The 15,232-nt window shown below is 59.9% G+C and carries 11 protein-coding genes and 1 riboswitch; all 11 genes read right to left on the bottom strand.

Annotated elements, in window-relative coordinates; all coding sequences use genetic code 11:
- Position 1: 1 nt before the first annotated feature.
- Positions 2-988, bottom strand: a complete 987-nt coding sequence (locus H1B31_RS06425; RefSeq protein ID WP_185979732.1) for an ABC transporter substrate-binding protein — start codon at positions 986-988, stop codon at positions 2-4.
- Entirely contained in the window at positions 985-4,668 is a 3,684-nt protein-coding gene (cobN, locus tag H1B31_RS06420; RefSeq protein WP_185979731.1) for a cobaltochelatase subunit CobN, read from the bottom strand. Before cobN ends, H1B31_RS06425 begins: the two co-directional genes overlap by 4 nt.
- Positions 4,669-4,690: 22 nt before the next feature.
- A complete protein-coding gene (locus H1B31_RS06415; protein ID WP_185979730.1) occupies positions 4,691-6,559 on the bottom strand; it encodes a VWA domain-containing protein in 1,869 nt (622 codons plus the stop codon).
- Positions 6,556-7,584 carry a magnesium chelatase ATPase subunit I gene (locus H1B31_RS06410; protein ID WP_185979729.1) on the bottom strand — a complete coding sequence of 343 codons (1,029 nt, stop codon included), beginning with the start codon at positions 7,582-7,584 and terminating at the stop codon, positions 6,556-6,558. Before H1B31_RS06410 ends, H1B31_RS06415 begins: the two co-directional genes overlap by 4 nt.
- A 17-nt stretch (positions 7,585-7,601) precedes the next feature.
- Complete coding sequence (locus tag H1B31_RS06405) at positions 7,602-8,627, bottom strand: radical SAM/SPASM domain-containing protein (RefSeq protein ID WP_185981245.1); 1,026 nt, start codon at positions 8,625-8,627, stop codon at positions 7,602-7,604.
- 10 nt (positions 8,628-8,637) lie between these two features.
- Entirely contained in the window at positions 8,638-9,606 is a 969-nt protein-coding gene (locus H1B31_RS06400; RefSeq protein ID WP_185979728.1) for an ABC transporter substrate-binding protein, read from the bottom strand.
- Entirely contained in the window at positions 9,596-11,539 is a 1,944-nt protein-coding gene (locus H1B31_RS06395) for a TonB-dependent receptor plug domain-containing protein (RefSeq protein WP_185979727.1), read from the bottom strand. The genes H1B31_RS06400 and H1B31_RS06395 overlap by 11 nt, the downstream gene beginning before the upstream one ends.
- Positions 11,540-11,727: 188 nt before the next feature.
- A riboswitch (cobalamin riboswitch) is annotated at positions 11,728-11,942 on the bottom strand.
- A 104-nt stretch (positions 11,943-12,046) separates the two neighbouring features.
- Positions 12,047-13,174, bottom strand: coding sequence for a peptide-methionine (R)-S-oxide reductase MsrB (gene msrB, locus H1B31_RS06390; RefSeq protein ID WP_185979726.1), 1,128 nt, complete (start codon positions 13,172-13,174; stop codon positions 12,047-12,049).
- A 27-nt stretch (positions 13,175-13,201) separates the two neighbouring features.
- Positions 13,202-13,897: a uracil-DNA glycosylase gene (locus H1B31_RS06385; RefSeq protein WP_185979725.1), complete on the bottom strand. Its 696-nt coding sequence runs from the start codon at positions 13,895-13,897 to the stop codon at positions 13,202-13,204.
- Position 13,898: 1 nt separating this feature from the next.
- Complete coding sequence (folK, locus tag H1B31_RS06380; RefSeq protein WP_185979724.1) at positions 13,899-14,867, bottom strand: 2-amino-4-hydroxy-6-hydroxymethyldihydropteridine diphosphokinase; 969 nt, start codon at positions 14,865-14,867, stop codon at positions 13,899-13,901.
- Positions 14,864-15,232: a dihydroneopterin aldolase gene (gene folB / locus H1B31_RS06375; protein ID WP_009656012.1), complete on the bottom strand. Its 369-nt coding sequence runs from the start codon at positions 15,230-15,232 to the stop codon at positions 14,864-14,866. The genes folK and folB overlap by 4 nt, the downstream gene beginning before the upstream one ends.

The raw sequence follows: 15,232 nt of genomic DNA, 5'->3' as shown, positions 1-15,232 counted from the left end.
CTTATTCCACGGCGGTGAGGAACTCGTGCCGCGACTGCCGAAACGCGTCGCCGTAGAGAATCCACGCCGTCTCCTGAATACCATACACAATGTTCTGCGAGAGATTGTAGACGTAGCGCGCCCACGGATGCCCGATCTGCCGCTCCCGCACGGCAGTCATCTGCGCGAGCGAGGGGTCCTCGAGATACTGCCGTCCGTAGTTCTCCTCGTTCGTCGCCCCGTCCTCATAGCTCGGGAAAAAGAGGTAGTCCGGATTCGCCGCGACGAGCTGCTCCTTCGTCATCTCCTGCCCCATGCGGTTGCCCGCCGCAGCCTTGGCATTGATCGAATCCGTGTAGCGGCAGAGCTCGTCGAATGTGCAGCCCGCGCCGCCGTAGTTCACCATGATTGAGATGAGCGCAATGCTCTTGTGCTTCTTCTCCTCGGGCACATCCGCCACCTTTGCCCGAATCTCCGCGAGCTTTTCCTCCATCATGCCGATGAGCTTCTCCCCGCGCTCGGGCTCTCCGACCGCCGCCGCAAAGAGGCGGATGTTGCCGTGAATGTCCTCCATCGTCGCGGCGGACTTACAGACGAGAACGGGCACATTCAGCTCGCGGATCGCGTCAATGTTCTCGCGCGGCATCCACGGCGTCACGACGACGAGATCGGGACGCAGCGCCGCGATCTGCTCGACGGACGGACTGCGAACGATGACCGTCGGAATCCTTTCGCGCACCCACGGGATATTCGTATGCTCCGTATCGGCGAGCGACTCATTGATCGCCGCCATGCGCTCCGGCTCGACGAGGCCGAGCATCAGCTCGTCCGTGCCTGCACTGACCGTCAGGATGCGCTGCGGCTTGTGCGGGATTTTGACGACCGTGCCCTCCACATCCGTGACCTCGTAGCCGCCCGCCTGATTCCGGGAGAGGTCAATGCAGCCGCTGAGAAGCAGGATGGAAAGGAGCGCCGCAAGAAAAGCGGTGCATATCGTGTTCATCTTCATTGTGCGCCCTCCGCCCGTTCTTCGAGATCGCCTTCGATGGAGAGATAGAGGCTGCGCAGCTCCGCGAGCGTTTCCTCGGAGGCATTCCAGAACCCGCGCTGCTGCGCCTCGAGCAGAGTCTCCGCCATGCGGTGAAGCGCCCACGGATTGACATCCTGCATCCACTCCTGCATCCCCGCGTCGAGCACGTATTTGCGCGCATAGCCCTCGTACATCCAGTCCTTCATCACGGCGCTTGTCGCGTCCCATTGATAGCTGTGTGCGAGGTAGTTCGCGAGGTCAGAGGCACCCTTGTAGCCGTGCGACTTCATCCCCTCGATGAACTTCGGATTCATTGCCTCTCCACGAAAGAGGCGCGCCGCCTCCTCGTCCACGCTGCGCAGCACAATGCGCTGACGATCACTCGAGTCGCCCGTGTAGGAGCGCGGCGCCTTGCCCGTCAGCGCTCGCACGGTTGCAATCATGCCGCCGTGGTACGCGTTGTAGTCGTCCGAGCTGAACATATGCGTCTCGCGCGTGTCCTCGTTCTTCACCGTGACATCGAGCCCCGCCATCCGCCGCTGAAAAACCTCGGGATCGTAGCCGCGTGCGAGGCCGTCGCCGCCGTATGCCGTGCCGGAAAAGCGCGTATAGACCGCCGCCAGATCATCCAGCGTCTCCCATGCCTTTGACTCGAGGAGATCGCCGATGCCCGCACCGTATGCACCCGGCGGATCGCCAAAGATGCGCACGGAGGCACGCTCCCACGCACTCTCCCGTGCCTCGCCCTGCTCCTCGAGCCATGTGGCATCTGCAAGAACGTGCTTGCGCACATAGTTCTCCTCATCGCTCTCGTCGAGATCGCGCACCATGCGCACCGCCTCATCGACCCAATGCACGGCATTCGGAACAGCATCGCGGAACAGCCCGCTGATACGTGCCGTCACGTCGATACGCGGGCGTTTCAGCTCTGCGAGCGGGATGATCTCGAGCCCCGCGACGCGCTGCGAGGGACGCCGCCAGACGGGGCGCACGCCCATGAGGTAGAAGAGCTCGGCAATGCACTGCCCGTGACTGCGCATATTCGAGCCCGCCCAGAAGACGATGCCGACCGCCTCGGGGTAACGCCCCTCGTCGCTGATATACTGCTCGATGAGGGCGTCGCCCAGCTGCCGTCCGTACTCCCATGCGGCAGGTGTCGGCATGCAGCGCGGGTCAATCCCGTAGAAATTCCGCCCCGTCGGAAGTACATCGGTGCCGTTTGTCGTCGGCGCCCCCGCAGCGCTCGGCTCGATGTATCTGCCCGTGAGCGCCCGCAGCGTTCCCGTGATCTCCTGCTCCGTTTTCTGCAGACGTGGAACGATGTTCTCTGTAATCTCACGCAGCGCATGCGAAAACGCCGCACGGCTCTCCGCCGGAGCAGCAGCGATAACGGGCAGCGCCATCGCCGCCTCCGCAGCCTCCGTCGTATAATCACGCTCCGCAAGAAAGGCAATGATTGCCCGCATCTCCGACTCGATCGCATCGAGCTTCCTGCCGTAGGTCATGCCGTCCGCCGTCATGCGCTCGCTGTGTGTCAAGAGCTCCTCATAGTCATAGCCCGCCTGCGCGGCGATAAGGCGTACGAGCGAAGCCTCCCCGCCGTGTTCCATGCGAACAAGGGCGCACACGAAGTCGATGAGGCGCTCGCCCTCGGGCGCACGTCCGAGGATGTGCAGTCCCGTGCGGATCTGCATGTTCTTGATGTCTGTCACATAGTTGTGAAGCGCAGCAGCGTAATCGGAGAAATCCTCCCCTTCGTCGATTTCCCCCTCGAAATGACATGCGGCAGCCTTCTCGCGCACAAGTGCCTCTGCCGCCTCGAGATTGTCGGGCTGGGACGCGCGGAAGTGGACGTATTCATCGAGCGCCTGCTCGAGCTCCCCCAGTTCCTCAAAGCCGCCCGCCAGCTCCATCAGCGGCGAGAGGTGGCTGATGAGACACGCTGCCCCACGCCGCTTTGCCTGAAGCCCCTCCCCAACAATCGTGATCCAATAGGGATAGATGTCGGGCAGATCGCCGAGCGACACATCGGGATAGCAGGCATTCGAGAGCCCCGTCCCCTTGCCCGGCAGCCACTCGAGAGAGCCATGCGTCCCGACGTGGATGACGGCGTCCGCCCGCCAGATATCGCGCAGCCAGTGATAGTACCCGATATAGTGATGCGTGGGCGCAGCATCAGGCGAGTGGAGGAGCTTGCCGGGGTCTTCGCCGAAGCCGCGCGGCGGCTGCACCGTGATGAAGAGATTGCCGTTCAGCGTGCCGGGGATGAGGAGCGTTCCGTCGTAGTTGAATACATCGCCGGGCGCATCCCCCCAGTCCTTTTCGAGCTGTGCGCGCACCCTGTCGGGCAGCTCTTTGAAAAATGCGCGATACTGCTCCGCCGTCAGATGTCCGTCGGCATCTCTTGCCTGCTGTGCACTCATAAAGTGGCGGTCGTTCGTCGCGTGATCCGTCAGCAGCTTCATAAAAGTCTTGCTGCTCTCGGGAATCTCGTCGATCACATAGCCCGCCGCCCGCATCGCCGTCAGCAGGCGGAGCACGCTCTCGGGCGAGTCGAGCCCCGCCGCGCTGCCGATGTTCGCATTCGTCGGCGGATAGTTATGAAAGACGACGGCAATTTTCTTCTCCGCATTCGATTTTCGGCGCAGCGCCGCCCATTTCCGCGCCTTTGCCGCAATCCGTGCCATGCGCTCCTCAAGCGAGGCATAACAGACCTCTCCGCTCTCGTCGCGCACCTTCGCCGCAAGCGGGACTGCGTGAATCACGCCGTCGAACTCGGGCATTGCGACGCTCATCGAGACCTCCATCGGGTCGAGCCCTGCGGGAGAGCGCTCCCACTCCTCCTTCGGCGCGAGCACCGTATACGCCTCGAGTATGGGGACACCGAGTTCGCAGAGATCCTCGATGCGCGTACCACCTGCCTTGATGGAGAACTTCATCGTGCTGACGATCACGTCGACAATGCACTGCCCGCGTGGGCAGAAATATTTCTCGATCGCCTCCATCAGCGTCGGAGACTCCACGCGCTCGTCCCGATACGAGTTCGAGAAGACGGCGATCGCATTCATCCCCGCCGCCTCGATGGCGCGGACGAGTGCCGCATGATAGGTGAAATCCCCCGTAATCCACTCCGAGCGGTAGAAGATCACGCCGACGGTCGGGCGCCCCGCATCGTAGTGCGCGGCGAGATAGCCCGCCGCATCCTCGGGATTCCCTACCCAGTCCGGATGATAGACGCCGTTCCACGCGAGCGCAGCTGGCGGCTCCGCATGCACAGGGAGACGTCCGAACTCAGCGCCGAGCCAGAGGAAGAGATTCCGCATATTCTCCTCGCCGTCATAACGAAAGTATGACCACGCCGTCTGAATCTGCTCCTCGGAAAAGCCGCAGCTCACCTTGTCATGCTCTGCATTGTCCACGACGATCAGATGCGGAATGCGGCGCTGCTGAAGGAAGTGCGAAGCCTTTTTCAAAAAGGCATTGTCCAGCCCCGTCCCCATCCAGAGGAAGAGATGCAGATCCGCCTCCGCGCGCACCTGCTCCCAGTCAGCCACCCCGTCTGCTGGACACACGGATACCGCAGGATCTTTCAGCTGTGCGGCGCAACGGCGTGCGAGCACGCGAACGCGCAGGATATTCGTATAGACTGCAATCTTCATCTTCTGCTCCTTTGCTGCAGGGTTACTCCTGCATTCTGCGCGATGTGCGAACAATCTCGAGCACGCCCTCTGCCGTCAGCTGCTCCAAGGTGTAATAGCGCGCCCTCATGCGCCGCGCGATCTCGGGTGCAATGCCGACGCGCGGCATGGCGCGCTCCGTGTCGAGTACAAGCGTGAGCGCATCCGTCCCCGCGAGCTCCTCCGCCGCACGCAGCGCGCGCTGCACGGCATCACCCCCATTGCGCACGGGATTTGTACGCCCATCCGTAATCAGGATGAGCACAGTCTTCTCTGCACCTCTATGCTCGAGTTCGCGCACGGTCTTCCATGCATGGGCAAGCCCCTCGGCGAGCGGCGTGCGCCCGCCCGTCGGCAGGTCGCGCAGCAGCTTCTCCGCAAGCTCCACGCTGCGCGTCATCGGCAGCAATGTCTCCGCACGCTCACGCCGAAAGGCGATGAGCCCCACGCGGTCGCGCTTTTGATACGCCTCCTGCAGGAGGGCGAGGATCGCGCCCTTGACCGTGCGCATGCGCTCGCGTGCCCCCATCGAGCCGCTGGCATCGACAAGGAAGAGGATGTTTGCCGCCGAGCGCTGCGCACGCACCCAGACGCGCACATCCTCCGTGCGGATCACAACCGCCTGTGCTTCCCTTCGACGGCACTGATGCGGCGCAGCTGCGCGCAGGGTTGCCGCGAGAGCGAGGTCAGGATGCGCATCGCCATGCGGCAGCTCCGTGCGCAGACACCGTCCACTCGCCGTGCGCAGCTGCACAATATCCCGTCTGCCGCTCTTGCCGCCCTGCACGCGCATCTTCATATGGAGGAGTGAGAGGCTCGCCATGATATTTTCAAGCGGCGCAGCGACACGCTCATCATCGGCGCTCGGCATCTCCTCGGAGGACGCACCCGCGTCCTCTCCCTCCTGCTGCGTCTCCGACGCCCCCGCTCCGCTCCCGGCCTCCGCCGAGGAGGGCGCGGAGACATCGGGCAGATCATCGCCCTCACGATTTTCCTGCGGTACGTGTGACTGCTCCTCCTCACGCGGGCGGCTCATGCGGTGCACGAGCACAAACGCCGCCGCCTCCTCCACGTCTGCGGGCAATACATAGTCCCGTCCTGCAAGCGCCGCAAGGGCGCGCGCCGCCTCAATCAAATAAATCTCCGCATGATTTCCGGCACAGCGCGCCCGCAGGACACATGCCGCTGCAAAATGTAGGATCGCAGACGGCGCCTCAACTGCAGGCAGACGATTGCGCGCATTGCGAATCTGCTCCAAAAGTTCCGCCTCCTGCGCGGCATAGGCGGAACAGAATGCCAGCGGGTCGCGCTCGTAGGCAAGAACGCGCGCCACGATCTCGCGCCGCAGGCCTGCATCCTGCTCCTCGTCCATCGCCGCAAACATGCCGAAGGAATCCAAGAGCGCAAGACGAAGTGCCCCCTCTGCGGGATCCATCGTGCCGATCGGCGTATAGGAAATGGCCTCGGTATACGAAAGCCCGTCGCGCTCGAGGCGAAGCAGTCCGTCCGCCGCACAGCGGAGTACGGCGGCAAGCAGATCCTCGCGCAGGAGATTGACCTCGTCCATGTAGAGCACGGTATTGCGGGCACGATGCAGAATCCCACGACGCAGACGGCGCGTGCCGTGCTGCAGAGCCGCCTCCACATCAATCGTCCCGAAGACCATATCCTCGGACGCACCGAGCGGGAGCTCCACAATGCGCCCCGTCTGCGTAAAGGGAGTCGCCGCACGAACGAGTACGGACTTTGCCGTGCCGCGCGTGCCCGAGATCAGGAGACCGCCCGCGCGCGGATTGACGAGTGCCGCCATGAGCGCACGCTTTACAGACTCCTGCCCGACAATAGCAGTCAGCGGGAAATGCGGCGTATTCACAGTGCCGCTCCAAGAATTTCATCCACGGCGCTCCAATCGGCCGCCCCCTCCTCGAAGGGGCGACGGCGCAGGCGATGCGCGAGAACGAGGCGACTCACGCGCTGCAAGTCCTCGGCCGTGACCGTCGTGCGCCCCACGAGCGCGGCGTGTGCAATCCCCGCCTTGATGAGCGTGATGTCGGCACGATGCCCGTCGACGCCAAGCGCAAGCGAGATCTGCGCCGCCAGATCAAGCGCGGCATCCGGCACCTCCACAGAGGCGATACGGTCACGCGCTTCGATAATCTGCGCGCGCAGCTTCTCCTGCGCCCCTGTGTAAGCGGCGGTAAAGGCATCGGGATCGCGCTCGTAGGCGATTCGCCGACGGATGACCTCGACGCGGGTCTCAGGGGCAGCCTCCCCCGCAACCGTGACCGAGAGCGCAAAGCGGTCAAGCAGCTGCGGACGAATATCCCCCTCCTCTGGATTCATCGTACCGACGAGCACGAAGCGCGCGGGATGCACATAGGAAATCCCCTCGCGCTCGACGGTATTCACGCCCATTGCTGCAGAGTCGAGGAGAATGTCCACAATGTGATCCTCGAGCAGATTGATCTCATCCACATAGAGGATGTTACGGTTCGCCGCCGCCAGAATGCCCGGCTCGAACTCCTTGCGCCCGTGCTGAATCGCCGCCTCCATGTCGAGCGTCCCGACCACGCGATCCTCGGTCGCACTGACGGGAAGTTCCACCACGCGCATCGGCATCTCCTCTGCGGTGATCGATCCCTCCGCCGCGCGCCGGCAACAGGCATCGCAGTAGAGCTCGGGGACGGACGGATCGCAGTGACAGGCACAGCCTCGCACTGCGTGAAGATAGGGCAGGAGCGCCGCAGCGGCACGCACGGCGGTGGATTTCGCCGTGCCCTTCTCCCCCTTAATCAGCACGCCCCCAAGCGTGGGCATGATGATACTGAGGAGGAGCGCAGTCTTCATCTCCTCCTGTCCGACAATCGCCGTAAACGGGTATATTGCTTTCGTTTTCATTCGTGTAGTCCTTGTTGTTAATTAGATGTGGCTTCCTTGATCGCCGCGCGTTTAAGCGCGCACTCCGCCGTGCAGATGGCATGCTCTCCCGTCATGCGCGCATAGCACGCGCCGCCGCAGCGGAGGAAATCCGTACAGGTGCAGCAAAACGCCATTGTCCGCTGCATTTCATGCGCCAGTTCTTCCTGCCGACGCGCATCAATGCCATGCGCGACATCGCCGAGCAAAAAGCGTTCATCGCCGACAAAGGAGGAGCACGCATAGATGCGCCCAAGCGCATCGACATGAACGCCCGCGCCGCTCATTGCATGACAGTGGGAGAATCCGCCGTCCGTGCGCTGGGCAAGGCATGATGCCTGCTCTGCCTGTGCGATGACAATGTGTCGACCGGTAAGCCGCTCGAGCTTCCTGCACAGTGCAAAGACACGCTCCATCGCAAGGGCAACATCTTCCTCCCGCGCAGGTCTCACACTGACACCGCGCCCCTGTCCGCGCAGAAGGTCAAAGCCAACTATGCGCACATTGCCGAGATAGTATGCCATCTCAATGACACCGGGGAGCGCCGCCACATTCTCAGCTGTAACGACTGTGGTCAGTCCAATCTCCTTCCCGCGCGCCGTGAGGCGCTGTATCCCCGTAATCACAGCAGAGGATGTCCCGCGCCCGTCTGGAAAACGTCGGAGCGCATCGTGCACATCGGGTCTGCCGTCGAGGCTGACACCGACACCAATTCCCGCATCGCAGAGAACATCCGCAGCCTCATCGGAGATGAGCGTCCCGTTCGTCTGAATATCCATGCGCGCCCGTATGCGATTCCCGCGAATATAGTCCGCAATCTGCACGAGGAGCGGCAGTGCGAGCAGCGGCTCACCGCCCGAGAACTGGAGGATGAAAGGACCGCCGCCCTCCGCTGCAAGATCAACGGCACGTCGTGCCGTGTCCCATGACATTGTGCGCGCGTCCTGCTCCGATGCGTAGCAATAGCGACATGCGAGATTGCATGCCCCCGTGAGGCTCAGTACCATCATGCGCAGCGGATTCATCTTCATCGCCCTACTTCACGTCTGCAAAGCGCTCGGGGTACACCGCGCGCGACAGCTCATAGACGCACTCAATCGCATTCTGCCCCGCACTATAGCGGTAGGTATCGGGCACGGTATAGAGGTGGTTCTCCCGCACAGCCTTCACATGCATGAAGAGCGGATCGCTGCGCAGCTTTGCACGGAACTCCTCCGTCTTTTCCCCCTCTGCACTCCATGTCGGCAGTAAAAAAACGTCAGGGTCGAGCGCAACAATCTGCTCCATCGAAACGGGCGTGTCTGCTGTCAGACCGACCATTGCGGCACCGTTGCGCAGCGAGGCATGGCGGCACATATCGTCAAAGAGCCCGTCCTTCTGCCCGAACACGCCGCTGAACGCAAACGCGACGACAATGGGGTGCTCCTCCTCGGGGATGTCCCCAACACGACGCTCCACATCTGCGAGGCGTGCACGCTTCTCGGCGATGAGTGCGGCAGCATTCTCCTCCTGTCCGACGAGCCTTCCGATCTCCTCAATGCGTGTAAAGATCCCCTCGACACGCTTCGGCGTGCGCGAGGCATAGACCGTCAACCCAAGATCGCGTAGACTCTCCACGAGCTCCTTCGGCACACCGTCCGTGGTAAAGACGAGATCGGGATGAAGTGCAAGGACGCGCTCCGGACTCCGATCTTTGAGCTTCACGGGAACCGCCTTTGCCGCCTCCGTCATCGAGGAGAGCCCGGGATCATCCGCGTAGGCCGTGAGCGCCGCAATCTGTTCGGGTGGAGCAATGGCGAGGAGGATCTCATCTGTCGCAAGCCCAAGCGAGACAACACGTTGAGGCTTCTCCGGCAAAACGACCTCCACGCCCATGCCGTCTGTTCCGCGATAGAACACAGAATGCTCTGCCGCCTTCTCCTGCTCTCCTCCACAGCCACCGACAAAAGCGACTGCGATGAGGAGGAAGAGAAGCGTGCAGAGCTGTAATTTCTTAGAACGCATGCGTATAGGTCAGGCGGAAGTTCCTCGAAAGATCGAGATTGCCATAGCGGTTGGAGTAGTTTTCACGATTGAGCAGATTGTAGATGCCGAGCGACACTGTGTCATCCTTGCCCGCCGTGTAGATGACATTCATGTTGAGCTGAATCTTATCGGGCACATCCTGCGCAGCGCCGAGTTTTTGCGCAATGTACTCACGATCGCCAAGATATTTGAGGTTCAGATTCCCCTGCCATTTTGCCATCTGATAGTCGAGACGTACAAGACCCTGCAGACGGCCTGCATCCTGCACCCATGCATTGTTCGTACCCTGCGGATTCTGTATCTCCGGATTGGACACACTTCCGCCCAGTGTCAGACTCCATGTATCATTAAACCGCTTTGCATACTCAAGCTCAATTCCCGTATTGCGAAACTGTCCTGTATTGACTGCATAATGCTGCTCTGTTCCTGCATCATACCGCCATCCGATCTTATTCTTCATATCCATATGATAGACTGCGGCTTTCCACGTATCGTTTCCACGCCGAATCTTGACGCCTGTCTCATAGGTCCAGCCACTCTCAGGTTTTAAGCCCGTCGGATTGAAATTCTTATAACGGAAACTGTCATCTACCGTCGGCATCTGGAATGCCTTGCCGATATTGATATACCACGCTGTATTGCGGTCAAACTGATAGTTCGTCTGGAACTGCGGCATAAAGACGCGCTGATCCTCCTCGGGGTCGTTGATAAATTCTCCGCGCAGACCGAGCGTCAGGTTAAACTGCGGCGTGAATTGCTTGGAATAGGACGTATAGAGCGAGTTGCTCGTACGCACTGCCGAATCACGAAACCTCTTAGTATCCGGCGTGGTAGCATCATATGCCTCGCGTTTGTAGGAATATCCCAGCACCACCGAGTCTTTACCGAGCTGCCAGTTTTTCTGTACATCAAGGATTTGCCCGTCCATCACTGCATTGCTTTTCCCCTTGCTGTTCGCAATATAGTCATATCCGTCAACCTTGCGATAGTTGTAGCCGAGAACAGCATGAATTCCATTATCCTTGCCCTGATAGACAAGGCTTGCCGTATGGCGGAGGTCATTGTAGCGGTAGTTGTACTTTGTCCCCGTCGGAACAAGACTATTCCCTGATTTCTTGTATTGAACCCCGCCGCGTGTAATATCTCCCTCCATATAATTGTAGTTGAGGGAGAGTTCATCTGTCAGCTGCGCAATCACGCCAACACGGCTCTTTTTTCCCTTGCCGACCCACCAGTCAACCCAGGAAATCTTATCAATGCCAAACCCGTTGGAGTGCGGGAGATCCTTCGACCATTCGCGACTCACATCCACGATGATACGGTCACCTGTATAGGTTGCCTCACTTTTCTTGAAATAATTTCCGACGGTTTGGCTGAGTTGGAACTCTGATTCTTCCGGCTTTGGCTGCTTCATAATGATATTGACGACACCGCCCATCGCCTCAGCACCGTAAAGCGTTGACGCCGCGCCCTTAACAATCTCAATGCGCTCGACCATATTTGCCGGAATGTTTTCCGTGCTCGGATAGTTCTTGAGATTCATTGGAACGCCGTTCACCATGACGAGGGTTCCGCGGTCATAGCCGCGTAATGTGAGACGCCCCGCAGCAAGCCCGAAGTCCTGCCCCGCCTCGCCGTAGGATGTGCTCGTTGATCCGATCTGCTGGTCGATGGCTTCGAATACGTTGCGGTAGCCGGCCTTCTCGATTTCCTTCGCCGTGATGATCGTTGTCGTTGCCGGCGTGTCGAGATCGCGCTTCTCACGGCGCTGTGCCGTAACCACCGTATCGGTAAGCGCGTGTGTCTCCTCGGATGGGGCATCTGCACTTTCTGCGGCATATGCCGTTCCAACAAAACTTACTCCCGCAAATGCCGCAAGCACCGCCAGTGTCCACTTCTTCTCTCTTGTCATATCCTTTGTCACCTTTCTTGTGAAGTGCTCTCCATGCACCATAATCATATTTTGAAAACTTTTAGGTATAGAGGAAAACGAAAAGCCCCTTCCTGCAACAGCAGAAAAGGGCTCATAGGCTCTCAATCAAAGGGGCTCAAAGCGGCGTAACAGCACGCAAATCCCCATCCCCATCACTCGCAGGTCAAACGGCGATTGTCAATCAGGCAGTTCTCCTGGCTCCAGTTCATCGCAGACCTGCGCCTTCCCAAGGGAATTCCCCCAGTGACGTTCTCGGAAATGACAGTGCATTTCCATGCAGGCTTACTCACTGATACAGTGGCGGGACCGCTCCGGCTTATGGAGATACTCCTTTACCGGATTTTCTATTAAATCTCTCGATACCTGATCCAATTCCTATAAAGTTTTCTCAAAACACTTTGCTAAAGATAACACTGGAAGAAGTGCTTGTCAATACGAGAAATAGATATTTTACGAATTCTCTCACATCCCAGTACTTTTTCAAATTTATTTTTCCAACAGATAGAGATAGTCACCATAGCCCTCCGCCTCCATGTCCTCCTTTGGGATGAAGCGCAGAGAGGCGCTGTTGATGCAGTAGCGCAGACCGCCCGTCGCAGCAGGGCCATCGTCAAATACGTGTCCGAGATGCGCGCCGCTGCCCGCGGCCGTGACCTCCGTGCGCACCATGCCGTAGGAGCGATCCTCATGCTCGGCGATGAGAGCGCTGTCGATGGGGCGTGAGAACGCCGGCCAGCCACAGCCCGAGTCGTATTTGTCCGCAGAGATGAAGAGCGGCTCGCCTGTCGTGATGTCGCAGTAGATGCCCTCACGGAATTCATGATCGTATTCGTTGCGGAAAGCGGGCTCCGTCGCCTTCTGCTGCGTGACGGCGTACTGCATTCCCGTCAGACGTGCCTTCAGCTCCTCGTCCGATGGTTTTTCAAATGTGCGTGTGGGTTTCGCCGCTGCTGCCCGCTCCGCCGCCGCACGCTTTTCACGCATCTGCGCGATGAGTGCGGGCGAGATATGGCAGTATCCGTTCGGATTCTTCACGAGGTATTCCTGATGATCGTCCTCGGCGCGGTAGAAGTTCACAATCGGCCCCATCTCAATCGCAATCGGCTTTCCAATGCGCTGCTGCAGGGCGTCAAGCGAGCTGCGGATCACGGCGGCATCGGCACTCTCACTGCCGTCTGCATTCGGTACGTAGTAGATGCCCGAGCGATACTGACGTCCGATGTCGTTGCCCTGCCGATCCTTCGCCGTCGGATCGATGGAGTCATAGAAAGCAAGGAGCAGTTGATCGAGGCTGACCTTTGCGGGATCGTAGACGATATGCACCGTCTCCGCATGACCGCTGCCGCTGCACACTTCGCGGTAGGACGGATGCGAGGTCGCACCGTTCGCATAGCCGCTCTCTGCCGAGACGACGCCGTACACGAGGCTCGTATACAGCTCCGTTCCCCAGAAGCAGCCACCCGCGAGATAGATTTCCTTCTGACCGTCCGTCGGTATATGCTCCTGCACGATCTCGTGCGGCATCTCCGCCGAGGATACTGCAGGCGAACCGCAGCCGCCGAGACAGGCGACGAGACCAAGCGCACAGATGTTTCGTAACGATGGGATTTTCATGATATTTCTCCTATGTATGTATCAATATTACGCCTCAATCTCCTCCGCCGGCGGCAGCTGCCATGTGATCGGAGTCTCGCCCGCCTGCACGAGAAAATCGTTGACGCGCGAGAAGGGGCGGCTGCCGAAAAAGCCGCGATGCGCCGAAAGAGGGCTTGGATGCGGCGATTCGATGATGAGGTGGCGTGGATTCGTGATGAGGCTGCGCTTCCTCCGGGCGGGGCTGCCCCAGAGGATAAAGGCGAGCGGACGCTCACGCGCACCAAGGAGGCGGATGATGTGATCGGTGAACCGCTCCCAGCCATGCCCCGCATGAGACGCCGCTGTATGAGCACGCACGGTGAGTACGGTGTTGAGAAGGAGTACGCCCTGCCTTGCCCACGGGATAAGGCATCCATGTGCTGGTGGCGCAATGCTGAGATCATCCTGCAGTTCCTTGTAGATGTTGAGCAGCGACGGCGGCGGATCGATGCCAACCTGCACGGAGAACGACAGTCCATGCGCCTGTCCGTCCCCATGATACGGATCCTGTCCGAGAATAACGACCTTCGTATCCGCAAAGCTCGTGTAGTGCAGCGCATTGAAGATCGCAAACATATCGGGATAGATGCGCTTCGTCCGGTACTCCTCGATGAGAAACTGCCGCAGTTCGCGATAGTACGGCTGTGCCATCTCATCGGCGAGAAGTTCCTGCCAGTCGTTGTGAAAGATTTCCTTTGCCATGCTAAACTCTCTCGTAAATTTCAAAAATACAGTCTTCTCTGCGCCGACATCCTGTACGCACAAAGTCCGTCAGCGGCGGCAAAAAGACATCCGCCTCATACGTCCCCGCAAGACACGTCACATACGCGCGATGCACATAGGGCAGGAGCAGACGATAGCATTCCTCACCGCCGATTGCAAAAATCGGACGCTCCGCATCGTACACGAGCCGTCCGAGCAGCGTCCACAGCTCCGCGAGGTCTCGGACAATCTGAAAGCCATCCGCCCGCTCCATCGTACGCGAGAGGACGATGTTCTCCCGCCCCTCAAGCGCGCGCCGTGCGGGCAGGCTCTCCATTGTGCGCCGCCCCATGATGACAATGCCGCCCATCGTCATCTCGCGAAAATATGCCATATCCGCTGCGCAGTGCGTGAGCAGCTGTCCGTTTCGCCCGATGCCGCCTGCCGCGTCGCTAGCGGCGATAAGCATGAGCGGATACGGCGCGGAGAGCTCTGGTGCACGTACAATGCCCGTACGGTCGATTTCATCATAATATGAGACGATGGATTTTTCATGAATACAGAGCTCCGGCGCAATCTCATAGAGAGGTACAAGCACAAAGGCGCGCTCCGTCAGATAGGGATGCGGCAGGCTCAGTGCTTCATCCGCACAGGTCAGCCCCTCGATATGCAGGATGTCGAGGTCGATCGTGCGCGCACCCCAGTGCTCATAACGCACACGCCCGAGCTCCTGCTCAATCCGTTGGAAACCGGCAAGAAGCTCATACGGCGTACCGTCAAACGCAATGCGCGCCGCCGCATTGAGAAAGGGAGGCTGATCGGTCTTACCCCACGGCGGCGTTTCGTAGAACGCAGAGACTCGCTCCACATTTACAGAAGGAAGCTCCGCCACGCGCCGTAATGCCGCACGCATCGTCTCCCCGCGATCGCCGAGATTTGCTCCAAGCCCGATATAGGCAGTCCGTCTCACGGCTCTTCGCGCTCCCGCGTGATGGAGACACCCACGTCCGAAAAGATCCCTGGAATGGGCGCCGCCGGCTTGTGTACGGTAATGCGGATGCTCTGAATCGTGGAGAACGCAGCAAGCACCCTACCCGCGATGTCCTCGGCGAGCGATTCGATCAGCTTCTTCGTCTCGCCCTCGATGGTCTTGCGCACGATCTCGTAGACCTCGGCATAGTTCACCGTCTCCGCAAGATTGTCGTGCACACCTGCACCATGCAAATCGAGCAGGAGCTCCGCATCCACGATGAAACGCTGGCGCACCCCGTGCTCATGCGGCAATACGCCGTGTGCCGCCGCAAATGTCATGCCGCGCAAAAAAATTTTGTCCAT

The sequence above is a fragment of the Selenomonas timonae genome (assembly GCF_014250475.1).
Taxonomy (GTDB): domain Bacteria; phylum Bacillota; class Negativicutes; order Selenomonadales; family Selenomonadaceae; genus Centipeda; species Centipeda timonae.
This window is presented reverse-complemented; position numbering and strand designations above follow the sequence as displayed.

Bases quoted from the DNA above. Each gene is read 5' to 3' on its own strand.
- msrB (WP_185979726.1), bottom strand. From the start codon at position 13,174: ATGAAAATCCCATCGTTACGAAACATCTGTGCGCTTGGTCTCGTCGCC.
- H1B31_RS06385 (WP_185979725.1), bottom strand. From the start codon at position 13,897: ATGGCAAAGGAAATCTTTCACAACGACTGGCAGGAACTTCTCGCCGAT.
- H1B31_RS06405 (WP_185981245.1), bottom strand. From the start codon at position 8,627: ATGAATCCGCTGCGCATGATGGTACTGAGCCTCACGGGGGCATGCAAT.
- H1B31_RS06425 (WP_185979732.1), bottom strand. From the start codon at position 988: ATGAAGATGAACACGATATGCACCGCTTTTCTTGCGGCGCTCCTTTCC.
- folB (WP_009656012.1), bottom strand. From the start codon at position 15,232: ATGGACAAAATTTTTTTGCGCGGCATGACATTTGCGGCGGCACACGGC.
- H1B31_RS06410 (WP_185979729.1), bottom strand. From the start codon at position 7,584: ATGAAAACGAAAGCAATATACCCGTTTACGGCGATTGTCGGACAGGAG.
- H1B31_RS06400 (WP_185979728.1), bottom strand. From the start codon at position 9,606: ATGCGTTCTAAGAAATTACAGCTCTGCACGCTTCTCTTCCTCCTCATC.
- H1B31_RS06395 (WP_185979727.1), bottom strand. From the start codon at position 11,539: ATGACAAGAGAGAAGAAGTGGACACTGGCGGTGCTTGCGGCATTTGCG.
- cobN (WP_185979731.1), bottom strand. From the start codon at position 4,668: ATGAAGATTGCAGTCTATACGAATATCCTGCGCGTTCGCGTGCTCGCA.